Below are 20,634 nucleotides of genomic sequence, written 5' to 3' on the forward strand. Positions count from 1 at the left end.
AGCTCGGTTTTAATATCCGTGAGGAATCCTTCTGCCTGGTCGGAACTATCAGAGAGGATGATCGGGTAATGTTTGTACTCATACCACCGAGTGCAAAGTGTCCTTAAAGGTGAAGTTTGTCGACTTCGCATGCCACGTGAGGCGGCTGTAGCACGGCGGCAGCCTTTCGCCCTTGATATCTTCTTCCCATCCGGCAAAGGGTTCAGGCCCTTCATGACTCCTTGAGTCCATATACTATCCAGCTCTTCGTGAAATTGCGGCGATTCCCTGACGAAGTAGTGGGGCAGATAAGCCCGCCCGAAATACCCCAGGTCAATGGCTCCTAGCTTCTTGCGCAAGCCATCCGGGCCTGTCAGTTCTGCGCCGCTTTGGTACTCCCTTAGCAACGTTTCCCGGTATTCGCGGTGCTGCTCATTACGCATGACGTAGTTTTCAAAGAGCTGCTTCTGATACTCCAGACTGAGTAGTTCTTCTTTGTCTGCCTCATCCTCCAGTTGCCGGAGGTACTCGTCCAGGTTAATCATCGGCCATCATCTTTTCCTTCGCTTTTTGCAGTACCGCCTTCAGTTCTCCGGCAAGTTGAGGATCGGCCTTGATGGCTGCCATGAGTTCTGCCTCCATCCCTTGGAATGCTAGTTCGATCTTCTTCTGCATGTCCTGGCGGACGCGGTCTTTATAGACCTTTGTTCTGGAGAGCGCGACCATAACGCGGGCCGCCTTATCCAGCGGCATGTAGTCCCATTCTTCCTGTGCTTGCGCCATCTTCTTCGTCAGCTCTCCGGCCATAATTTGTAGGCCGCCTTCGGTGTAATCGACGTCCGGATTTTTCCGGATCATCTCGACTAGCGCCTTTGTCTGTTCTTGCGCCTCCATAAGCCGCTGCGTCGCGTTCCCGACTCGGAGCGCATAGCGACCAATGGAACTCTTGGATACCTCGAATCCCTGGGCCTCCAGATACTCTGATATCTCCCAGTAGGTGTACCGTGTATCAAGAAGCATCGCGTCGACCTGATCCTTGATATGCAAAGGCAGGTCGTCAACTTTAGAGCGCGTGCGGTTTCTTCGTTTGCCGCTCATTAGATGGCGACTCCCGGATCATCCGGAGTTGAGCCCTCCAGTAAATCGATGCCCTTTACCGTTAGCCGGATTACGGCATCATTGGCATAAGCATTGTACGAATTCACACGCTCATTCGAATATTCGATGTAGCCCTTCTTGAATAAGTAATCCAGATGCTTGGAGATATCCGGGCTGATGATTACGCCATCGTTGACCATGACATTGACCAATTGCCTGCATAGGAGCGAATTGTTATGTCCTTTTGCGAGCGAGCGCATGATATAGCCCGAACCGCTTTATTATGTTGCACACCGTGATAGGTTTGTTCATCCATCTACCTCTGTCCTCCCAGCATGCTATCGTGTATTTTGTCGAGCTTCTTGTCGACGTTGTTCATCGTTCTAATGAAATCCTCCCGGGTCGTGTAGATGAACGGGAGATCGGAACGTAAGTCATCCAATTCTTTTTTCAATTCATCCACATCTTGAGCGTTTTTATTGATTTGCGTTTTGAGTTCTGCCATCGTCGTTTTTAAAAAGTAACCAATTGCTCCGATGCCTAGCATCGTCGCCGTCTGTATGATCCAATTCCACTCCACTAGCCAGCACGCTCCTTGAGCTCCAGCACCTTGGATTCAATCGTGCTCATGATGTACCCCTCTGCGTCGCCCAGGGTGTCATGTAGGGCCCGCATGTATTCGGGCTTGAGCTGGCGGACAATTTCCGAATACGCTTGAGGGGCAAGTTCCATTAATTCTTCTCTGGGTGACCATCCTTCCTTGACAGACTCCCGTAAATGACTGGCGACGGTCTGTTCAATTTGGTGGACGGTCTTGGTCGCAACATCATCCAATCGTTCAATAGCTGCCTGAACCAGCGCACGTTGCGCATCCGCATCAATTTTCGCCGTCTCTGCCGACAGCTTGGCGCTAGCCCGGCGTATGTAGTAAATCGCAAATGAAGACAGTAGAGTCAGGCCCGCCAGCGCCACATTCAATAACATCTCGTTAATTGCATCTTGCATCATGTAAGAGCCTCCTTTTTAGGCAATAAAAAAACCAGTAGGGCATAAGCCTCTACTGGTAGATTACCAAGTGTTTTCTTGCATGTCTGGAAGGGATTCCCCGATTTTTCGCCCCTCATTTTAGCTCGTCATCATCGAAAAGTTGGAGTTGATTCTCATCCCTCCGTGGAGAAACTGGAAGGATGCCGTCACAAATTTCTCTCACTCTACGTTCACTCAGTTCATACTTCTGTGCGATCTCTCGATGGTTATATCCATCATACTCTTGAATGATCCGCCTGTCACGTACCCGGCGGAAGAAGAAATCCAATGTGGGGATGTACACATGATCCCCTCCGGCCTTGCTGGCCAGCGTAATTAGGTTATCTAATCCTATCCATTCAGCATACTTACGGTATGGCATGGGCAGCATATCTGGCGTTAGCTCATCGAGCCATTCCATCCGGCGGATCACCTCCTCATATTATAGCAGGAGCTGAAAAAATCAATTTCTGCTCGTTGCGGCCTCCTTACGATACTGAATGGTCAGCATACGCCAGAAATCATAACTCCCGGTTTTCGTTTTCAGTTCATTCGCGTAATAGGCTGCCGCCTCTTTGGCCCATGAAGGAGGCTCGATGTCGCGCTTCTCCTCCAGCTCCTTCAGCCTCTTATCCTGCTTCTCTACGGTCTTGAGCAATTTGTCAAAGGCTTCTCTTTCTTCTTTGTTCATTCCTTGTTCATCCTTTCTGAGAAATGAGTTCACAAGTTCTTTAAACTGATGCCATCCAGTCCACTTGCCATTGTCATACATCAATCTGGGACATATTTTTCCGCTCCAATCGTAATGACGTCGCAGCCGTTCAACTCCCCAGCCCCTTTCAAGGAGCATCTTAGCGACAAGTTCAGCAGCATTCCGTAATGTTTGCTGATAGTTCCCAGATTCGCATATTTCAATTGCGATAGATGTACGATTGCCGCTTGCAGCGTTGCTGCCATCACCAGCATGCCATGCATTCTCAACGAGTGGGATACATTCAATAGCTTCGTGCTCGTCCACCACAATATGGTAGGATGCCGTTCGATCATTGTCTGGATTCGTCAGCCAACCACGTTCGTTCTTGGCGCTGCTCCCAGAATTACCTGTGTTATGAATAGTGATGGTGGTCGCATTCATCGGGTAACCAGGGCGACGATTCTTCATTGTATTTTTCGGGATATGATCTTGACGATAAATCACGTTTAACTCTCCCTTCCTTTGCCGAACTATTTTGATAATGGATTGAAAAGAATCTCCATTTTTTCCGGACTCTTTATCCAAGTTGATAGACGAGACGGGACGCTCCCCCGGTTGTTTTTGTAATTGGTGGAGAAGGCTCTCCAGGCTGACCGCTGCTGATCTGGCCGTCAGGGCAGCGGTCGAGAAAAGTACAAAACATCGATCCGGATCGGGCGGTACGGCGACAAGGCTCGGCTTCTGGACGGGCTTTCTTGCCATCAGTTTACCGCCCGTTGCACAATCGATTTAATCATGTGGCCGTTCCCGATCTGGATTTCGTTATCGAGTAGTCGGCGAACGCGATAACGCAAGGTTGAAGACAGGCGATGCTTCTCAATTACTTCGGCCTCCACGAGCTTCCGTCCGTCCCGCTGGTACCCGCCGAATCGATTGGGCACAAGTTTTGGAACGCGCACAATGTCGCCAACATTTGCCGATTCTCGCATAATGTTGATTTCTTTGACCCGTATCATAACATCCCGTTTGAGGGCTGCCAGTTGTTTGTTCGTGATTTTTGATACATATAAACTATAGTCACGAAGCCGGACGACGCGAAGGGCATAATCAAATTTTGCGCCATCGGCACATTCTAGGGCCAAGGCTTCCACACAAGCGAGACGATTTGTCCATTCAAACTTTTTAGGCTGCTGCACGGTCATTCCTCCCATTAAAATTTTTAGCAGTACCATTCGCCGCCTTTTCGCAGGTATTTACCGTTATGGCCCAGTTGTGGGGCAAGGATAGCCGTTTTTCCTTTGTAATCCCTGGCCCTGGGCTTCAGCGCATCGAGCCGTTTACGCTCCGCTTCAAGTTGCTGCGGCGTCAGTGTGTAAGTCGTTATTTTCTTATAGTCGTATTCGGTCATTGTACAGGCCTCCTACATCTTAAATCAGTCCATTAAATCGATAGTTCAAGGCCAGTGGGTCTTCGCCCACATCCAACAGCATTTTTCCGAGATACTTTTTCCCTTTCGGGCTCTTGGTTCGCTCGAACAAGCGGCCCGCTGTGGCTACGGATAAAAAACCAATCAATTCGGAAAAATACTCGCTTGTGTACACGATCGGTAATTGCTTTCGATACCGATAATCAACAATGCCATAAAACTCCTTAATCCAAGTGTCTTTTTGGCTTTCTTTGCAAATATCATCGACGAGAAGCAACTCGCAGTTGTAAATTCGCTTTCGGATTTCCTCCACCTTATACGCCTCGTCCGGGCTGTTGTAGTAGGAAAACCATTCCGTGAAGCTTTGTACCCAGTTGAAAAACAGAGGATATATGCCCAGTTCGATGAGCGGCGCGACCGTAGCCGTAACCAGGTGCGTCTTGCCGCTGCCGGATGTGCCCAAAAGCCCGAACCAAGGAACGCCTTTCAAGCTTTGGCCCTTCTTGATCCGAGCGACCAATCCATCCGAATATTCCCGCGCCAACTCGTATGCATCTATGACGCGTTGATCCAGGCCGTCCAAGTTGAAATTGTCAAAGGTCTTTAATTGCGCATCCTCGCTCATATTGGTGGTTTGCATGATCCGCTTCAGCTTCTTGCGTTCCATGCAGGCACATTGATAGGCCACGTTGCGAGCAGGGTCGTGGATGACGCCCTCGTCCCGGCATTTCGGGCACTCATAAGCCGAGTTTTCGGCGGAAGGCAGCTTCGGCGCTGATATCGATATCGCGTTTGCCTTGGCTGCCTGCCTGGCTGCCTGGATGCGTTCGAGCAAGTCCGGCATGACCTCTTTCAGACCTTGCATGAGCGGCACCGCCTTTCTTCAGAAGGTTGCGGAGAATGCCCCGGGTGTAGTTCTCTTTGATATTTGGATATTTCTCGATATGGATGGAGAGCGCTCTGATTACAAGACTAGGCTCATAACGCTCCCAATACTCGTATTCACGCTGCTTGATTCCCTCGGATATTTTCCCTGTTCCTCGTGTCCAGCGTATCGTCTCCCAATAGGCAAAAATGATTTGCCGTTGCGCTGGAGAGTAGCGTTCAAGAGCGTCTGGCATTGGACTCCACTCCTCCCCGTCGCTTCATTGCTTTCAGAGCTTCGATGACCTTGCTGGCCTGGGCAGGTGAGAGGTAGCTCGTATGACTTACGCCCTGCTGCTTCTCCAGGAAACGACGCAAACGGCGAGGGTCAGATTTCCAGCCTAATTCCTCGGCCAGCTTGTTAATTTGCCAGATTTGATTCGGCGTTGCCCGGGATGATGGCTTGGCTTTACCCAGCATCTGATTCAATCGTTCGATTACTTTAATGCCCTGGGCCTTGCTTAACGCCTTAATGCTCTCCGATCCGGTCATAGTCAAGACCAGGTCATGCAGCTCGTCGTTATTCATTCGGGCCTGCCTGGCAAGCCCGAATATGTTCTTGATTTGTGGATAGGTGATTTTGTCCATAAGGGCCCTCCTCACTCAGAAAAAGCTTCTAAGCCGACACTAATGCTGTCCTCGACGTACACCGAATTGCGTATCGTATCGATTTCTTCCGGAGTGAGATGGCCGAAGAAGCGTTCAACCAATTCGCCATGCTTCGCCAGGCGAATGGCGTCGAGCTCCTCTTCAAGCTCACCAGTTATGCCTACACTTCCGAGTAGCTGCTTGTCCTTCAGATAGTCGCCCTTTAGCTTCTTTTTTACTGCCTTTACTTTGTTGCTATCGAGCCCAAGGCCGCTCAGCACGTCATCAATAGAAGTGTCAAAGCAGTATTCGCCTTTGTAAAGGGCAATGAGCGCTTCCTTGAAACGTGCTTCTGTCTCGAATTTAACCTCATACTTCCGGCTGACTTTGGCTGCCACCACATCACCAAGCACTTCAACCAAGCGTTCATAATTATCAATTTCAAACTTTTCCTTGTATGTCAGGTTGAATCGGCCCTTGCTTCCAGGGATCTGATAGTGAGATAGGTTCTTATTGTCCATGACAAATATTCCAGCAGATGTAAGGGTGGCCTTCAGTTCATCCAGCCGCTTCTTGCTTCGCTTCATATCCTGTTCCAATCGGAGTGCTTCATCAACAAGGGGAACCAGTTCCGAATTCATCGCCCGTCCCCCCCTTCAAATGCATTGGCCGCTCTCCGTTCCGTAACATTGGCCTCCAGATTCTGAATGCACTGGGAGCACACAAACCGACCGGAATACACAACTAGCTCTTTATCGCTCCGGCAGAATAGGCAACTTCCTTGCGTCCGCTGTAACAGGATTGTGCCGTCTTCGCTATCGACGATAATATTGAACTTTTCGCCGCCTGATAGGCCATACTCCCGGCGTATTACGGCCGGGAGTGTTACGGAACCACTCTTGCTTAATTTTTTGTTATACGACTGCATACAACGCATCCTCCTCAATCATGTCTTCTACTGGCGTACCATCCTCACAGGGGATTGCAATCCGGTGCAGGTCATACAATGTGACAACCTGCTCAAGCGTTAGCTCACCGATTAAAAGTGCTAGTCTTGACGGCTTCTTCATGCCTCTGCTCCTCCATAAATGTATTCACAAGCCTGCCAGCAGCCACATGAAATGCATAATGCAGTTCACGATAAAGCCAGCACGCTTCCAGAACGGTCAATTCCTCACCTAGCCGCTGCCGCATATCCATCAACGCCTTTTCATATGGATCTCTGCTACGGATGCCCTCATCGTCAACGATGTAATCAGGTGAATCCCTCAAGGCAATACGGACTTCGTCCTCTGTCAACCCCGACACGATAGCGGCTGGACGTACCGGGACGGGAAGCATCACATGCTGTAAGAAACGGAACAAGCGTGCCACTGAATGATTCGAGTATTCATATCTCCACATCGTCATCCCCCCTACAGCATCATCATGTTGCTGGCCTTAGCGATAATGTCGACGGTAATTAGGGGAGCCCCTTCAGCGGAGCCGTGCATGTTTAATATGCGCAAGATGTTGTTCAGCGTCCGGTCGAGTAAGCGGAAGCATCCGTTTTTGTTGTTAGTTGCACGGACAATCATCTCCTGAATGGCATTTTCTTCGAAGTTGAAGTTTTGTAGGTAGCTGCGAACCTCGTTAGCGGATAGTCCCTTCAGTGACACATAGAAATCTACCCGGTTCGCAAAACGGCTGATATAGCCCTTGATTTGCGCTTCAAGCTTCGGTTCCCCGGCGATAATCATTCCCACATCTGACTGGTCGAAGATGGCACGCAGGATCTCCATTTTTTTCTGTGAATACTTGCTAACAAGCTTGTCCGCTTCGTCGATAATGAGCAAGTAGCCCGGATTGCAGTTGAAAAATTCACGGATACCGTTCACCCGTTCCCATATCGTGCCATAGCCAACGGGTAGGCCGAGAGCTCTTTCGATGGCCTTAACCAGATCGCGTTGCGCCATCGTATCGTCGCATTCGATATAAGCAACTTTAGGAGACCGCGCATAATACTTGAGCGTATGAGTCTTGCCGTATCCCGACTTCCCAACCACAATTCCAAGCCCGGTAAATGACTGGCAGGATTGGCAAGCCCCGATGATTGCCGTTGCGTCCCGACTCTCAACGAATGCAGGCTTGGCAAGTCGCATCGTGCCTGTTTGCTCGATGGCTGCCGCCACTTCTTCGCCTTGTGCGGAGATGAAGTTCGTTATTGCCTGCTCGATGTCAGTAGGATCGGAAGAGTATTTACCGCTCAGATATTGTGAGAGGGCCGAGCGAGAATAATTGATTTCTCGCGCCAGCTCCGTAATTGTCATGCCGTTTTTGTCCATCATATTTTTAACCTGTGCTGCAAGGGCTGTTGGTGTGCCACCTTGAACCGGATAAAATGCCACTGCTTCCATGTTCGTTCCCTCCAATTATCCAAGTTTACGGAGCGCCGCGAGGGCTTTCTCCGCTTGCCGTTGGTAAAAGTCATCTGCATCGTCTTTTCCTGCTTTGGCTGTTTTTCTGGATCGCAGCTCTTCCCGGAATTGCTGATCGTCCGGCAATGCGACCAGCTTCGTGTTCTGCTTCGGTGCTGCCTCAGCCTCATTTTTGAAAATGAACCCGGCTACGTCGTTTCCATATCCTTGATACTGAGGATCGCGTTCTTCTAATGGCGTCGTGTAGTATGTCAGGTCATCCATCGTCTGGCGGAGCTGACGCTTCTGCATTTTCAGGTGATCTTCCAGTGCCTTTTGCGGCATTTTCGGGGCGATGAGTAGCAATTCTTGACTGTACGCCTCGCAAATTTTTTGCCCGTCAACGGTATACACATAGAGCTTTGTCACATCATTCGGGTCCCATTTGATGTCAACTTTGTCCCCGATATAATGGCAGAGTTCATCGGCGCGGTACTCATATCCAAACTTTTTAATTCCAATGTTCCGGACAAGGACGCGTTCCGCCTTCATCATCAATATCGTTGCGTAGGACTTTGGCGGCGGCGCTTTGACATAGCGGTCGGCGTTCCAAAACACTTCCAGAGGCGTATGCCACTTATCGCCTTGTCCCTTGAGTCCACTATGGAATGAACGATGGTACTCGTCGCGCCACTCGCACCATAGAGCATAAAATTCATCCAGTGTCAGCAATTCGTCACGTTCGAGCATCTTCTTGATGTCCTTGTCCACTTTCGCCGCTGTCTTCGAACCTGTGAGCGTACCCGTGTAGCTTCCCAGCCACTTCTCGAACTTGCTAATCAGCGTGCCAAAAAACCGCTCGACTTGTGCCTTCGACCAAGGTTGGTATGGCAGGCTGCGCATGTCATCCTTGATGCCGATGCTACGATAAAAGCCTTTGGTCTCGCTGTCGAAGCTGACGCGTTCATTTCGCTTACGCCCGGTCATCGTCTCGGCGGTGTAGTCTTTCCCGTTGTCAATAAGCAGCCATTCTGGCACGCCGCCAATATCGGCGTATATCATGTTGAGCAGCGACTGCTTCAGCACTTGCGAATTTGCCTTGACACAAATTACATCGCCAACGATGCAGCGGCTTCGTGTATCTAGCCATGCGACGAGCTGCGGGCGGATGGCCTTGGTCTTGCCATTCGGGTATGTATATTTCACCCAAACATCGAATGTATGCTCGTCGCCTTGTACAAGCCCCATAACTGGCAACGCTTTTGTATTCCGAGACGCTTTGACCATTCGCTGATTCTTAAATTCACGCATGCCTTTTTCGGCAAGTAGACGCGCATTTTTGCCACGCTTTACATTCATCAGATATCCGATATAGCGGGCCACCGTTGGATATGATGGGATGTCCCAGCTATGCATTGATCCAATCTTCATAAGTTTGCTGTAGAGCATTTCAATCGTTCCGTTATTGCTCGCAAACGCGGGTTCAAACCATAAATTTTCGATGAAAGCTCTGACCTCCGGCGTAAGTGACGGAAATGTGTTTTTCTGCTTAGGCTTACGGCAGAGTGCCAGAACCTTGAAAAAGTCATAATTTTTCCCGTCCTGTTTGCTCATCTTCAGCGCCCAGGCACTTGCTTCCAAATAGCTTTGTGCATACCGATAGAGCGTGCGCTGACTCATTCCGTTTGCTTCCGCGATACTGACCGCAAATTCAGTCCGGTCACGGTCTCCATAGTTGAGAAACTCGCGGATGACCTTTGCCAACTCGACCGCTTCGTAATATGACTTACCGTGCTTCTCGATGTATTCAGCAGGATCAACATCGATGTACCACGGTATTTCCTTTTCATTGACATGTTCCTTGATAATGACATCTGCGCCTTCAATGCCTGTAACATGCTTATAAGCCTGTCTGGCCTTCTTGCTCAGCGTGGACATTGCAATAAGGACACGTTCCTTTCCACCACTTGCGGCAGCCTCTTTCTTTGCCTTGAAAGCCTCCGGGTTCCTTTGCACTTTCTTCTTTACTGACTCGTAGCTCACGCCCTCAAGCCCGGCGGCCACTTCCAGGGTAATGTATATTTCCGACAAGCTTGTTCCTCCTTTCCAAGTGAATCCGTTCATGCTACAATGGAGGAGATAAGTTTTTTGATGGGTTGCTTGGAGAGCGTCGACCTTGGAGGGGGGACGCTCTCTTCATTTATTGCACCCATCGATTTTAGCCTCCTGATGACCATGTTCCTCCACTTGTCCTTCTCTGTGATGTTCTAAGCCGTTCTGCTAAGCTCATGTAATTCTATGCCAAGGACTTGAGCTAGCTTAGGGATGAAGCTTTTTCCAGAACGTTCCCCAATCATAATCAGGTAGATATAGTTACTGTTCGTTCCTACCTGGGCCGCTAGTTCATATTGCGTCATATTCATTTCTGCGAGGCGCTTTTTGATGGTTACACCGATAGGTGATAGTTTGCGTTTTTTCATATATGCTCACCTGCTTTAATTCGTTCTTTGATGATTTCCCGTCTTTCAGCCTCTCGCCCTATCGCCCGTTGTAACTGGCGGTTTGCAGCGATTTTGGCGCTATACTCCAGCACCAGCCGTCGCAGTTCCTCAACGAGTTCACGCTCATGGGCTGCCAACATATCGCCATATGCATCAAGGGCGCTCCCTTGTGCAGTAGCTATTACTACCTCATTTCCAGCCGACGAAACATCTACACTTCCCACTAATTCACGAATAATCGTGTCAGTGGATTCGATTTGTTCCTTTAGTGTTTTACTCAAACTGGAACTCACATTTCATTCCTCCTTTCCAATTGAAGTGATTAATCTGTGAATCCCTTGCTTATTTAGTTTTCAAAGAGCAGGTAATTCGTATGTTTTCGACTCAAGTTGTGTGCTAAGATTTTGATATGATTTACTATCTATCATCATTATAGTTTCGATATCGTAACATGTCAACGATAAATGATTCGATTTCATAACCTTATTTAAGGGAGGGTTCCGTTATGGAAACAATCGGGAAGAGATTGCGTTTTTTAAGAGACAAGCACCAGCTTACACAAGAGAAGATGGCTGAACTGATAGGAAAAAAGAAGGGAAACATCAGTAATTATGAAAGTGATAATTATGAACCATCCGCACAAACGATTATCGCTATATGCAAAATATTTAATGTGTCTGCGGACTGGCTTCTTTTTGGGAAAAATAATGTTACGATATCAGAACAAAATGACGAACCTAAAAAGTTTCCGCCTGGTTTCGATATCGAATCAGAGGACTTAGAACTGTTGGCAAAGTTTCATCAATTAGGGGAAAGGCAAAAAGGGAAGATAGAGGGGCACATCGACGAAATGCTGGCAGCAAAGGATTCTGTCAGTTCTAGCAAACAATCATACTCGAAGAATGGAGACGGAAGAGAAGAAGCAGCCAGTAGAACTGCTTAATTTTTTGCGTAAAATGATAGGATTTCACATCATTTTTTGTCCCATTGCAGTACGCATTTTTTTGTTTATAAAAATGGAGCGTAACCCGCGCCATAAGTGCAATGGGACACACTTTAACTGAATTGTCCGAAATGTCCCTTTGATTCAACGATGTTTTTTGTATTTTTAGCGGCCTGGTCCGAAAATCTTTAACGCACGTGTAGCGAAGCCGTTAATCCGCCGAAGCCTTGATGTTGCCGGGTTTTTTTCGTTTTTTTAGTCTCCTATAACGCACGGCGACGTCGAAAATGACGCGCGTTATCACGAGAAGCTTCTTTCCGAGGCACTCCATCAATGATAAATTCCAAATGAAGCACAAAAAAACGCCGATAACCTTGATACATCAAGGCTTCCGCGCATTTTTTTTGAATTTCTTCTTCGTGAAGACGTTTATTTATTCTTTCATCATTTGTGTCTCAACTTTTATTCACTTAATCCCGCATAATCCCCGGTAGTATCGATGTTTCCCTCGTTTTCCCGGTTCTTTTTTGTCCCTTTGTCTTTGTCATTTATTCTGAGAGAGTACATAGCTGCTGTCACCTCATCGCATAAGGATTGTTATATTTTGTAGCAATCATGTTACTAGTGGGGGATAAGCAAAAACGAGCGCCCCCTGGACAGCTCAGGGGGCGCTCGCCGCTGTATGATCAACCTATGGGATTGATTGTGACAATCATCGCGCTTTTCCAAAACAATAAGAAATAGACCGCCCGGGTCAAGGATCGGTCTATTTCCACTTCCTGCAGCCACCGCCTTTGAAGCGGCTGCCATGCAAGGGAAGCAGTTGCAGCTGCTTCCCTTTTTAGTGAACTCCCTAATATCTAATTCCATTCTACTTGAACAACGTTACGTTTTCCAAGTCTTCAAGCCTATGAATCAGAGCTTCATGCGGCGGAACGATTCGTGCGCAGCTTCGATCGTGCGGTCGATGTCCTCGCCGGTATGCGCCGTCGTCAGGAACCAGGCCTCATACTTCGAAGGCGCGAGGCAGATGCCCTGGTCGAGCATATGGCGGAAGAAGGCGGCGAAGGCTTCGCTGTCCGTGTCCTGCGCTTCCTCGTAGTTCGTCACCGGATGATCGCAGAAATGCGTCGAGAACGATCCGCGAATCCGGTTGATCGTGAGCGGAATGCCGTAACGGTCGGCTCCTTCCTGAATGCCTTCCGTCAGGCGGATGGTCAGCTCCTCCATGCGCTCGTAGATTCCGGGCTCGGAGAGCACCTCCAGGCAAGCGATGCCTGCCGAGATCGAGGCAGGGTTGCCTGCCATCGTGCCTGCCTGGTAGGCAGGACCGAGCGGCGCGACCTGCTCCATGACATGCTTCCGTCCGCCGTAGGCGCCGATCGGCAGCCCGCCGCCGATAATCTTGCCCATCGCGGTCAGATCCGGCTCGATGGCCGCATGATCCGGGAAGGCGGCGTACGTCTGCGCCGAGCCGTAATGGAAGCGGAACGCGCTGATAACCTCGTCGTAGATGACGAGGGAGCCATTGGCGCGCGCGAGCCGGCAGAGCCCTTCCAGGAAGCCGGGCTTCGGCATGACCATGCCGAAGTTGCCCACGATGGGCTCGACCATGACGGCGGCCACCTCGTCGCCCCAGCGCTCAAGCGCCGCCTGCAGGCTGTCCAGGTCATTGAACGGCACGGTAATGACCTCTTGGGCGATGCTGGCCGGAATGCCGGCGCTGTCCGGCACGCCGAGCGTGGACGGGCCTGAGCCGGCGGCCACGAGCACGAGGTCGGAGTGGCCGTGATAGCAGCCGGCGAACTTGATGACCTTCTCGCGCTTCGTGTAGGTGCGGGCCACCCGGATCGTCGTCATGACGGCCTCGGTGCCGGAGTTGACGAAGCGGACCTTGTCCATGGAAGGGACCGCTTCCTTCAGCATGCGGGCCAGCTTGATCTCCAGCTCGGTCGGCGTGCCGTAGAGCGTGCCGTTCTGGGCGGCCCGGACGATCGCTTCCGTCACGTGAGGATGGGCATGCCCCGTAATAATCGGTCCGTAAGCGGCCAAGTAATCGATATACCGGTTCCCGTCCACATCCCAGAAATGAGCGCCCTGCGCGCGCTCCATGAAGACCGGAGCGCCGCCGCCGACGGCCTTGAAGGAGCGGGACGGACTGTTCACGCCTCCGACGATATGCTGCAGCGCTTCTTCATACAATTGGGCGGAACGTTGTCGGTTCGTAGTCATGGGGATGAATCTCCTTTATTGTCGTTGTTTTCTCCCGATGCGGAGTCCTTGATTTTGTCGTTCAGAGCATCTTGAATGTACTGCTTCAGCCGGTCATGGTCCAGGACTTGGAGCACGGCGGACTGATTGACCATCAGGTCTGCCACATTGTCCATCGGCGGAAGCTGATGGCTCGGACCGATCGTGCTGTCATATCCGAGCGCGGCGAGCTTAATGAGATCATCGGCGGTCAGATTGGTCTCCACGTAAGGGGAGACCTTATTGATGAGCATCGGAAGCTGGATGATCGACCAGGCGGACTTGAGCTTGCCGGCCACCGCCGTCAGCAGCTCGCGCTGCCGCTTCGTGCGGGCGAAATCGGACATGGCGTCATACCGGAACCGGACGTACATGAGCGCGGTCTCTCCGTTCAAGAGCTGCTTTCCTTTTTTCAGATCAATATCGAATTCATGGTTGTCCGCCTTGCTCGTGTACTTCATATCCTTCTCGACCTCGAATTCCACCCCGTCAATCGCATCGATCAGTTTAATGAAGCCTTGAAAATCGGTATACACGTAATACTGGACATCCAATCCGGTCAGATTGCCGACCGTCTTCATGGCGAGCTCCGGCCCGCCGTAAGCGAGAGCGGCATTGATGCGATCCTTGCCGAATCCGGGAATATCGACGTACGTATCCCGCAGAATGGAGAACAGATGCGCCTTGTTCGTGGCGGGATCGAAGGAGGCGAGCAGCAGCGAATCGGAGCGAGGCACCTCCTCCGCCTTCAGCCCCCGCGAGTCGCCCCCCAGCAGCAATATATTGACGCGCTCCGACCCTTCCCATTTCGGAGGCTCGACCTCCTTCGGTTCGGGGAGCTTGTTCACGACAGGCGCGAAACGGGATTGCTCCGGCGGCTTCTGGAGGCTGTTCAGACTATTGTACATCGCCCAGATGTAGTAACCGACGCTGCCAATGAGCAGTACGAGCAATACAACGAGTGCGTGCTTCCAATACTTTTTGATCATCGATAGGTCCTTTCCGCATCCGGCGGAGCAGTAAAATGATGGAGTCGTCTCCGGTGCATTCATTCAAGTCGATATACATGCTATATTTAAAGGTATGGATGTTATCCCCGCATCTTGTCTATTCATTATAAAATCTTTACGTTCCCAAAATCAATTCGGACCCCCGGGGTCATCCGGGGAGACTCGAGCATATAGGCATGGTTCGCTCCGTGGCGGACAAACAACCGGACAACCGATCGGAAAGGGTGAGGCTGACAACGATGAATGCGATTGAAGTACGGGATCTGCGCAAGACGTTCCGCGTGCAGAAAAATCGGGAAGGATTGAGCGGCGCCTTACTCGACTTGTTCAAGCGCGAATACAATGAAGTCATGGCCGTGAAGGACATTTCCTTCACGATACCGCAGGGGGAAATATGCGGGTATATCGGCGAGAACGGCGCCGGCAAATCGACCACCATCAAAATGCTGACCGGCATCCTCGTGCCGACGGCGGGCGACATTCGGGTGAACGGCTTCATCCCGCACGCGGAGCGGGAGCGGTTCGTCCAGGGCATCGGCGTCGTGTTCGGGCAGCGGAGCCAGCTCTGGTGGGATATCGGCGTTATCGAATCGTTCCGCCTGCTGCGAAAGGTGTACCGGGTGCCGGAGGCGGATTTCAAGCGGCGGCTGGACGAGCTGGTCGAGCGGCTCCAGCTTCAGGATCTGCTGAACCGGCCGGTAAGGAAGCTGAGCCTGGGGCAGCGCATGCGCTGCGAGCTGGTGGCGTCCCTGCTGCATCAGCCGTCGGTCCTGTTCCTGGATGAGCCGACCATCGGACTCGACATCGTCGTGAAGACGGAGATTCGCGACTTCCTCCTGACGCTGAACCGCGAGCATGGCACGACGATTCTGCTGACGACGCATGATCTGCAGGACATCGAAGCGCTCTGCACCCGCGTCATAATGCTGGATGACGGGCGCATTATCTATGACGGAAGCCTGGATCTGCTCAAGTCCACCTGGGGCCAAGGAAGAGAGGTCCGCTTCCAGTTCGCCAAGCCGATGCGCGCGGGCGATGCCGAGGCGCTTACCTCCGGGCTCGAAGGAAGCTGGACGGTGCACTCGCCATACGAAGCGAGCATTCATGTGCCGCTGGAGACGAATATTTCCGATGTCATCGGGCGCGTCGTCGGGGGAGCTTCCATCTCCGACCTGAAGATTATAGAGACGAATACGGATGACATCGTCCGCGAAATCTACAAGACCGGCAGCGCGGAGCTGCCGGAGGACGCAAGCGGTGCGGCCCAAGAGGGGAGCGGCACGGACGGAACCGGAACCGGTGCGGATGCCGAGCGGGAGAAGGATGCGGTGCTTCATGGCTAGCGCTTATCTCGATTTAATCCGCATCCGGTTTTTAACGATGCTGGCTTACCGGGTCAATTATTATTCCGGCATTCTCATTTATACGCTCAGCATCGGCGTCTATTATTTCACGTGGCAGGCGATCTATGGGGGGCAAGGCTCCTTAGCCGGCTTCACCGCCGGGCAGATGACGACCTATATCGCGGTATCGTGGATGGCGCGCGCCTTCTATTTCAACAATATGGACCGCGAGATCGCGAACGAGATTCGGGACGGCAGCGTCGCGATTCAGTTCATCCGTCCTTATAATTATTTGATTGTCAAAATGATGCAGGCCTTCGGCGAAGGCATCTTCCGCCTGCTCTTGTTCATGACGCCGGGCATGATCATTGCCTGCCTGCTGTTTCCGGTGGAGCTGCCGGCCGATCCGAAGCGCTGGCTCGTCTTCGCCTTGATGCTCTTTTTCAGCTTCCTGATCAATTCGCAGTTGAATATTCTTACGGGCCTGACTGCCTTTTTCGTGGAAAATATTGAGGGCATGATCCGGATGAAGCGGGTCGTCGTCGATCTGTTCTCCGGCGTGATCGTGCCGATCTCGTTCTTCCCGGGGTGGCTCATTACGCTGAACGAATGGCTGCCGTTCCAGGCGATTACGTTCCTGCCGAGCTCGGTGTTCACCGGCCGCATCGAGGACGCCCAGATCCTGTCGGTGATCGGGATACAGATTGTCTGGTTCGCCGTGCTGATCGTGCCCATTCTGCTGATGTGGCGGGCCGCGCGGCAGCGCCTGTTCGTGCAAGGAGGGTAGGGGCATGTACTATTTCGGTCTCGTGGGAGAATATTTGAAAAATTACTTGAAAACCCGTCTAACGTATCGTGCGGATTTCTGGGTCGAAGTGGTGTCGGATCTGCTCTTCCAGGCGACGAACCTCATCTTCATCTTCGTCATCTTCATGCATACGCCGACGCTGGCAGGCTGGACGCGGGACGAGATGATCTTCGTCTACGGCTATTTCATGATTCCGTACGGCGTGTTTAGCTGCTTTTTCAATCTGTGGAACTTCAGCGAACGCTATATCGTCAAAGGGGAGATGGACCGCATTCTGACCCGGCCGGCCCATAATCTGTTCCAGATTCTGCTGGAAAATGTCGACCCGCCCGCGTTGATCGGTTCCTTCGTCGGGGCCGTCATGATGGGTATCTGCTGGGCCCGGCTCGGACTCGATTTCGGCCTGATCGAGCTGCTGATGCTGCTCGTCATGCTGGCCGGCTCGGTCATGGTCTACTTCGGCGTCTATGCGGCACTGACGTCGCTCTCGTTCTACACGGATGCCCCGACCGGCATCCTGCCGCTCGTCTTCAATATTCAGAGCTACGGGCGCTATCCGCTCACGATCTACAACCGCTTCCTCCAGGTGCTGCTGACCTGGGTGCTGCCGTTCGCCTTCGTCGGCATCGTCCCGGCCTCTTACTTCGTGGAGGGCAAGGGCATGCAGCAGATGGCCTTGCTGACGCCGCTGATGGGCATCGCCTTCTTCGCGCTGGGCCTGACGCTGTGGAATGTCGGCATCAAGCGGTACCGCGGGGCGGGGTCCTAGCTATCGGTAAAGATATGTTACATGGTTCGAAACAATGCCGTCGATTCTGGCTGTCATGCCGGGGTCGGCGGTTTTTATTTGAGCGGTGCCGGATATACACGAACGAGACATGAAACCAATATTGATGTATTCACGATATCCGAACGTTCAGGCACGACAACCGAAACGTTTGAGCCGGCGTGCAATGCAAAGAACAAGCATACAAAGCTTGTACCAATAAAGTACAAAAAAAGTAAAATAATTAAGCAAAAATTATTAATTGGAATATTAGGGCGGTGTTTTCAGTAATCATGTAATGGCTGGCCAGCCGCAAATGAAAGAGCATAGCTCTACACACATACAGGGGACTGAGGAGGGCGAAATGAAAAAACTTAAGGTCGTTACTCTGTTTTTATTTGCGTTCATTATGTTTTTTTCAACATTCCCAATATACTCGTTTGCGGCTACGAATTATCCAGGAACCAGGGAAGCGGTTAAGGCCGGAGATGTTATTTTTTCGCCAAAAGGCAAGTCTACTTTTTTTGTGGGGCATGTCGCTATTGTAGGCACTGACGGCTATATTTATCACGCCTATCCTAACAAAGACGGCAAGAGGCGGGATAGCGTAAATAATTATTTTAATCTATTTGATTCCGGAAATGAATTTAAAGTACTTCGTCCCAAAAAACCAAAATCGTTAAATCCGGATAAAGCGGCCGAAATGGCAGAAGCCATCTACAAGGTAATCGAAAAGTATAATGTAATGGATATCAATCTAAATAATTTCGCAGATAACTACTGTTCCAAATTGATTTGGCAAGCCTACTTTTTTACTTCCTGGACGGATATCACGAATCAAGATTTGGAGTATAATTCACAAGCATGGATATATCCTAACGACATAAGGGATTCCGCTCATTTTAACACGGCAGTGTCTTTTAAAAAGTGAATGATTCCCAGGCAACCAGGAATGAAATCCCGGTTGCCTGGGCTTGGCTTTGCAGTTGTCCCAACTGCCGGCGCATTGCTTAGTCTTGTAAAAACTTTTGCAAAAAACAGAAGAAAAATAGATATAGTTGGGGAATATATATAAGGGTAACCATATCCATAATATGATGTACGAGAGAAAGGAGCCGCCCGCTTGAAAAAAGCAGCCAAGGTGTACGGCATAATCGCTGCAATGATTGTGCTTATCCCTGTCCTGATGTTCGCCTATATTCACTATCAGCTCGCTTCCCTCGAAAAAGCAACCTATGAGCATCTGATTGGCCGGCAAGGCTATGCCGACAGCGATATTCTTCGCATCGATACGAAAGTCAAATTCCTTTCCTTATATACGGCGGAGGTGGTCTTTGCCGATGAGCCCGATATTACCTATGACTACAAAAAGAACGAAAAGGGAGATATCATCCAAGTAGGCATGTCCGATCCGGAAGGAACGGATTGGAAAAATTACAAGCATAAGCATAAAGAGGCGTCGCCATAGCAAAGCGATAGCATGGGCTGCCTGGGGAGGACGGGCACTGAGACTGCAGGGATTGGTTGTTTTTTGAAAAAAGAAGCGTTCGATGGTAAGCTAGAGGCATCATGCAACGGCAGTCTTGGCTGCCGGGAAGGAGTGCTGCAAATGACACCATCCGATCAAGTTCAGCTCGGACAAGCCGTGCCGGACTTTACGCTTCCGTCCTCGACGGGCGCCGATATATCGCTGCGCGATTATGCGGGCAAGAAGGTCGTGCTCTATTTCTATCCGAAAGATATGACGCCAGGCTGCACGCAGGAGGCCTGCGATTTCCGCGATTATCACGGCGACTTCGAGAAATACAATGCGGTCGTGCTGGGCATCAGTCCCGATAACGTGAAATCTCATGAGAAGTTCATTGATAAGCACGGCCTGCCGTTCCCGCTGCTGGCCGACACGGAGCATCAGGTGGCCGAGCTGTTCGGCGTCTGGCAGTTGAAGAAAATGTACGGCAAGGAGTATTACGGCATCGTTCGTTCGACCTTCCTGATCGACGAGGAGGGCAAGCTGGCGAAGGAATGGCGCAAGGTGAAGGTGAAAGGGCACACGGAAGAGGTGCTTGAGGTGGTGCGCGAGCTAGGTTAGGCGGGTAGCAGCTGCTCAAAGTCCGGGAGGACATCGAGCAGCTTTTTTGCATGGAATGCGCCGCCGCAGCAGGGTTTACACATGCGATACGTATAAGCTTTCCAGATCCTCCGTCGGATTGCCGGCGTAAACAATGCGCCCTTTCCGTAAAATAGCGACTTGGTGCGCGATTTTCTCTGCCAGGCCGATGATGTGAGTCGACAGCAGAATGAGAGCGCCCTTGGCGCAGTACATCTGTAGCGTATCCCGTACCGTAATGACTTGATCCGGGTCCAGACCGTTGGTAGGCTCGTCCAGGAGGAGAATATCCGGTTCGTGAAGCAGCGTTGACGCCAGCGCCACTCTTTTGGCCGTGCCCTGAGATAGGGAGCCTATCGGATAACCGCTGTACGACTGCAGCCCGAATTGCTTAAGCCAGTGCTGCATGCGCTCTTCAAGCAGATCTTTGGGGACATTGCGCAGTCGGCCGATTAATCTCATCATTTCAAGGACGGTCAAGAACGGATACTGGAAAGGAAACTCCATCATATATCCGACGCGCTGTTTGTAGCGCTGATCCTGCCAGTTCAGAACCTGGCCATTCAGCGTAATGCTTCCTTGCTGAGGCTGATTCATCCCGGCAATGAGATGCAGCAGCGTCGTCTTGCCCGCACCGTTAGGGCCGAGCAGTACCGTGATTTCTCCCGAATGCAGGGTCCAATCCATCTCTTGAAGGATGGGGGTGGAACCGTAGGCATAGCCGATGTGATGCAATTGCAGCGATAGAGGCTCTGTCTTGCCCATCGCTTGAATC

The 20,634-nt window shown here is 51.1% G+C and carries 27 protein-coding genes and 1 pseudogene; 7 read left to right on the plus strand and 21 right to left on the minus strand.

The window, feature by feature from the left end; genetic code table 11:
• The 18 genes and pseudogenes from OCY70_RS26330 to OCY70_RS26410 all read right to left on the minus strand — a co-directional run.
• Window positions 1-524, minus strand: a pseudogene (locus OCY70_RS26330) (phage terminase large subunit); the annotation flags it as partial.
• Window positions 517-1,077 (minus strand): DUF3486 family protein, encoded by a 561-nt coding sequence (locus tag OCY70_RS26335; RefSeq protein WP_261944921.1) that lies wholly within the window; start codon window positions 1,075-1,077, stop codon window positions 517-519. The gene OCY70_RS26335 and the pseudogene OCY70_RS26330, both read right to left, overlap by 8 nt.
• A complete protein-coding gene (locus OCY70_RS26340; RefSeq protein WP_261948814.1) occupies window positions 1,077-1,337 on the minus strand; it encodes a hypothetical protein in 261 nt (86 codons plus the stop codon). Before OCY70_RS26340 ends, OCY70_RS26335 begins: the two co-directional genes overlap by 1 nt.
• A gap of 56 nt (window positions 1,338-1,393) precedes the next feature.
• Entirely contained in the window at window positions 1,394-1,657 is a 264-nt protein-coding gene (locus OCY70_RS26345; RefSeq protein WP_213431481.1) for a hypothetical protein, read from the minus strand.
• Window positions 1,657-2,085 (minus strand): guanylate kinase, encoded by a 429-nt coding sequence (locus OCY70_RS26350; protein WP_306433995.1) that lies wholly within the window; start codon window positions 2,083-2,085, stop codon window positions 1,657-1,659. Before OCY70_RS26350 ends, OCY70_RS26345 begins: the two co-directional genes overlap by 1 nt.
• Window positions 2,086-2,197: 112 nt before the next feature.
• Window positions 2,198-2,524 (minus strand): Mor transcription activator family protein, encoded by a 327-nt coding sequence (locus OCY70_RS26355; protein WP_213431483.1) that lies wholly within the window; start codon window positions 2,522-2,524, stop codon window positions 2,198-2,200.
• A 42-nt stretch (window positions 2,525-2,566) separates the two neighbouring features.
• A complete protein-coding gene (locus OCY70_RS26360) occupies window positions 2,567-3,559 on the minus strand; it encodes a peptidoglycan recognition protein family protein (RefSeq protein WP_261948815.1) in 993 nt (330 codons plus the stop codon).
• Window positions 3,559-3,993: a hypothetical protein gene (locus OCY70_RS26365; RefSeq protein WP_261945068.1), complete on the minus strand. Its 435-nt coding sequence runs from the start codon at window positions 3,991-3,993 to the stop codon at window positions 3,559-3,561. Before OCY70_RS26365 ends, OCY70_RS26360 begins: the two co-directional genes overlap by 1 nt.
• A gap of 23 nt (window positions 3,994-4,016) precedes the next feature.
• On the minus strand, window positions 4,017-4,205 hold the full coding sequence (locus tag OCY70_RS26370) for a hypothetical protein (RefSeq protein ID WP_213431369.1): 189 nt from the start codon (window positions 4,203-4,205) through the stop codon (window positions 4,017-4,019).
• Between the two features lie 19 nt (window positions 4,206-4,224).
• Window positions 4,225-5,088, minus strand: a complete 864-nt coding sequence (locus OCY70_RS26375) for an ATP-binding protein (RefSeq protein ID WP_213431368.1) — start codon at window positions 5,086-5,088, stop codon at window positions 4,225-4,227.
• A 239-nt stretch (window positions 5,089-5,327) separates the two neighbouring features.
• Entirely contained in the window at window positions 5,328-5,735 is a 408-nt protein-coding gene (locus OCY70_RS26380) for a regulatory protein GemA (RefSeq protein WP_213431367.1), read from the minus strand.
• 11 nt (window positions 5,736-5,746) lie between these two features.
• Complete coding sequence (locus tag OCY70_RS26385; protein WP_261945070.1) at window positions 5,747-6,376, minus strand: ABC transporter permease; 630 nt, start codon at window positions 6,374-6,376, stop codon at window positions 5,747-5,749.
• Window positions 6,373-6,672, minus strand: a complete 300-nt coding sequence (locus tag OCY70_RS36310; protein ID WP_390905277.1) for an AbrB/MazE/SpoVT family DNA-binding domain-containing protein — start codon at window positions 6,670-6,672, stop codon at window positions 6,373-6,375. The genes OCY70_RS26385 and OCY70_RS36310 overlap by 4 nt, the downstream gene beginning before the upstream one ends.
• Before the next feature lie 95 nt (window positions 6,673-6,767).
• Window positions 6,768-7,139, minus strand: coding sequence for a hypothetical protein (locus tag OCY70_RS26390; RefSeq protein WP_261945207.1), 372 nt, complete (start codon window positions 7,137-7,139; stop codon window positions 6,768-6,770).
• Window positions 7,140-7,150: 11 nt separating this feature from the next.
• Window positions 7,151-8,131, minus strand: coding sequence for an AAA family ATPase (locus OCY70_RS26395; RefSeq protein WP_261945208.1), 981 nt, complete (start codon window positions 8,129-8,131; stop codon window positions 7,151-7,153).
• A 15-nt stretch (window positions 8,132-8,146) separates the two neighbouring features.
• Window positions 8,147-10,222, minus strand: a complete 2,076-nt coding sequence (locus OCY70_RS26400) for a Mu transposase C-terminal domain-containing protein (protein WP_261945209.1) — start codon at window positions 10,220-10,222, stop codon at window positions 8,147-8,149.
• Window positions 10,223-10,398: 176 nt separating this feature from the next.
• Window positions 10,399-10,611, minus strand: a complete 213-nt coding sequence (locus OCY70_RS26405; RefSeq protein WP_213431526.1) for a helix-turn-helix domain-containing protein — start codon at window positions 10,609-10,611, stop codon at window positions 10,399-10,401.
• Window positions 10,608-10,925: a hypothetical protein gene (locus tag OCY70_RS26410; RefSeq protein WP_261945210.1), complete on the minus strand. Its 318-nt coding sequence runs from the start codon at window positions 10,923-10,925 to the stop codon at window positions 10,608-10,610. The genes OCY70_RS26405 and OCY70_RS26410 overlap by 4 nt, the downstream gene beginning before the upstream one ends.
• Window positions 10,926-11,137: 212 nt before the next feature.
• On the opposite strand from OCY70_RS26410, the gene OCY70_RS26415 reads away from it, so the two are divergent.
• Entirely contained in the window at window positions 11,138-11,575 is a 438-nt protein-coding gene (locus OCY70_RS26415; RefSeq protein WP_213430720.1) for a helix-turn-helix domain-containing protein, read from the plus strand.
• A gap of 915 nt (window positions 11,576-12,490) precedes the next feature.
• On the opposite strand, the gene OCY70_RS26420 is transcribed toward OCY70_RS26415, so the two are convergent.
• Together OCY70_RS26420 and OCY70_RS26425 are read right to left on the minus strand one after the other, a co-directional pair.
• Complete coding sequence (locus OCY70_RS26420) at window positions 12,491-13,807, minus strand: glutamate-1-semialdehyde 2,1-aminomutase (protein ID WP_213430719.1); 1,317 nt, start codon at window positions 13,805-13,807, stop codon at window positions 12,491-12,493.
• The gene (locus tag OCY70_RS26425) at window positions 13,804-14,814 is read right to left on the minus strand and encodes an LCP family protein (RefSeq protein WP_213430718.1); all 1,011 of its coding nucleotides are present in this window, start codon (window positions 14,812-14,814) and stop codon (window positions 13,804-13,806) included. Before OCY70_RS26425 ends, OCY70_RS26420 begins: the two co-directional genes overlap by 4 nt.
• A 260-nt stretch (window positions 14,815-15,074) precedes the next feature.
• Between OCY70_RS26425 and OCY70_RS26430 the strand changes: the two genes are divergently transcribed.
• The 6 genes from OCY70_RS26430 to bcp all read left to right on the plus strand — a co-directional run bounded on the left by OCY70_RS26430 (window position 15,075) and on the right by bcp (window position 19,841).
• Entirely contained in the window at window positions 15,075-16,178 is a 1,104-nt protein-coding gene (locus OCY70_RS26430; protein WP_213430717.1) for an ABC transporter ATP-binding protein, read from the plus strand.
• The gene (locus tag OCY70_RS26435) at window positions 16,171-16,965 is read left to right on the plus strand and encodes an ABC transporter permease (protein ID WP_213430716.1); all 795 of its coding nucleotides are present in this window, start codon (window positions 16,171-16,173) and stop codon (window positions 16,963-16,965) included. The genes OCY70_RS26430 and OCY70_RS26435 overlap by 8 nt, the downstream gene beginning before the upstream one ends.
• A 4-nt stretch (window positions 16,966-16,969) precedes the next feature.
• Entirely contained in the window at window positions 16,970-17,755 is a 786-nt protein-coding gene (locus OCY70_RS26440; protein ID WP_213430715.1) for an ABC transporter permease, read from the plus strand.
• Between the two features lie 361 nt (window positions 17,756-18,116).
• Window positions 18,117-18,683: a hypothetical protein gene (locus OCY70_RS26445; RefSeq protein WP_213430714.1), complete on the plus strand. Its 567-nt coding sequence runs from the start codon at window positions 18,117-18,119 to the stop codon at window positions 18,681-18,683.
• Between the two features lie 192 nt (window positions 18,684-18,875).
• Window positions 18,876-19,220: a DUF3139 domain-containing protein gene (locus OCY70_RS26450; protein WP_213430713.1), complete on the plus strand. Its 345-nt coding sequence runs from the start codon at window positions 18,876-18,878 to the stop codon at window positions 19,218-19,220.
• A 141-nt stretch (window positions 19,221-19,361) separates the two neighbouring features.
• Window positions 19,362-19,841 (plus strand): thioredoxin-dependent thiol peroxidase, encoded by a 480-nt coding sequence (gene bcp / locus OCY70_RS26455; RefSeq protein WP_213430712.1) that lies wholly within the window; start codon window positions 19,362-19,364, stop codon window positions 19,839-19,841.
• A gap of 75 nt (window positions 19,842-19,916) precedes the next feature.
• Here the strand turns inward: bcp and OCY70_RS26460 are convergent, their stop codons facing one another.
• Window positions 19,917-20,624, minus strand: coding sequence for an ABC transporter ATP-binding protein (locus OCY70_RS26460; protein WP_213430711.1), 708 nt, complete (start codon window positions 20,622-20,624; stop codon window positions 19,917-19,919).
• Window positions 20,625-20,634 lie beyond the last annotated feature (10 nt).

Origin of the sequence: Paenibacillus melissococcoides (genome assembly GCA_944800085.1) — a bacterium.
In the GTDB taxonomy this organism is placed as follows: Bacteria; Bacillota; Bacilli; order Paenibacillales; family Paenibacillaceae; genus Paenibacillus_B; species Paenibacillus_B melissococcoides.

Bases quoted from the DNA above. Each gene is read 5' to 3' on its own strand.
- OCY70_RS26335 (WP_261944921.1), bottom strand. From the start codon at position 1,077: ATGAGCGGCAAACGAAGAAACCGCACGCGCTCTAAAGTTGACGACCTG.
- OCY70_RS26340 (WP_261948814.1), bottom strand. From the start codon at position 1,337: ATGCGCTCGCTCGCAAAAGGACATAACAATTCGCTCCTATGCAGGCAA.
- OCY70_RS26350 (WP_306433995.1), bottom strand. From the start codon at position 2,085: ATGATGCAAGATGCAATTAACGAGATGTTATTGAATGTGGCGCTGGCG.
- OCY70_RS26355 (WP_213431483.1), bottom strand. From the start codon at position 2,524: ATGGAATGGCTCGATGAGCTAACGCCAGATATGCTGCCCATGCCATAC.
- OCY70_RS26360 (WP_261948815.1), bottom strand. From the start codon at position 3,559: ATGGCAAGAAAGCCCGTCCAGAAGCCGAGCCTTGTCGCCGTACCGCCC.
- OCY70_RS26370 (WP_213431369.1), bottom strand. From the start codon at position 4,205: ATGACCGAATACGACTATAAGAAAATAACGACTTACACACTGACGCCG.
- OCY70_RS26375 (WP_213431368.1), bottom strand. From the start codon at position 5,088: ATGCAAGGTCTGAAAGAGGTCATGCCGGACTTGCTCGAACGCATCCAG.
- OCY70_RS26380 (WP_213431367.1), bottom strand. From the start codon at position 5,735: ATGGACAAAATCACCTATCCACAAATCAAGAACATATTCGGGCTTGCC.
- OCY70_RS26385 (WP_261945070.1), bottom strand. From the start codon at position 6,376: ATGAATTCGGAACTGGTTCCCCTTGTTGATGAAGCACTCCGATTGGAA.
- OCY70_RS36310 (WP_390905277.1), bottom strand. From the start codon at position 6,672: ATGCGTTGTATGCAGTCGTATAACAAAAAATTAAGCAAGAGTGGTTCC.
- OCY70_RS26390 (WP_261945207.1), bottom strand. From the start codon at position 7,139: ATGTGGAGATATGAATACTCGAATCATTCAGTGGCACGCTTGTTCCGT.
- OCY70_RS26395 (WP_261945208.1), bottom strand. From the start codon at position 8,131: ATGGAAGCAGTGGCATTTTATCCGGTTCAAGGTGGCACACCAACAGCC.
- OCY70_RS26405 (WP_213431526.1), bottom strand. From the start codon at position 10,611: ATGAAAAAACGCAAACTATCACCTATCGGTGTAACCATCAAAAAGCGC.
- OCY70_RS26415 (WP_213430720.1), top strand. From the start codon at position 11,138: ATGGAAACAATCGGGAAGAGATTGCGTTTTTTAAGAGACAAGCACCAG.
- OCY70_RS26420 (WP_213430719.1), bottom strand. From the start codon at position 13,807: ATGACTACGAACCGACAACGTTCCGCCCAATTGTATGAAGAAGCGCTG.
- OCY70_RS26425 (WP_213430718.1), bottom strand. From the start codon at position 14,814: ATGATCAAAAAGTATTGGAAGCACGCACTCGTTGTATTGCTCGTACTG.
- OCY70_RS26430 (WP_213430717.1), top strand. From the start codon at position 15,075: ATGAATGCGATTGAAGTACGGGATCTGCGCAAGACGTTCCGCGTGCAG.
- OCY70_RS26435 (WP_213430716.1), top strand. From the start codon at position 16,171: ATGGCTAGCGCTTATCTCGATTTAATCCGCATCCGGTTTTTAACGATG.
- OCY70_RS26440 (WP_213430715.1), top strand. From the start codon at position 16,970: ATGTACTATTTCGGTCTCGTGGGAGAATATTTGAAAAATTACTTGAAA.
- OCY70_RS26445 (WP_213430714.1), top strand. From the start codon at position 18,117: ATGAAAAAACTTAAGGTCGTTACTCTGTTTTTATTTGCGTTCATTATG.
- bcp (WP_213430712.1), top strand. From the start codon at position 19,362: ATGACACCATCCGATCAAGTTCAGCTCGGACAAGCCGTGCCGGACTTT.
- OCY70_RS26460 (WP_213430711.1), bottom strand. From the start codon at position 20,624: ATGGGCAAGACAGAGCCTCTATCGCTGCAATTGCATCACATCGGCTAT.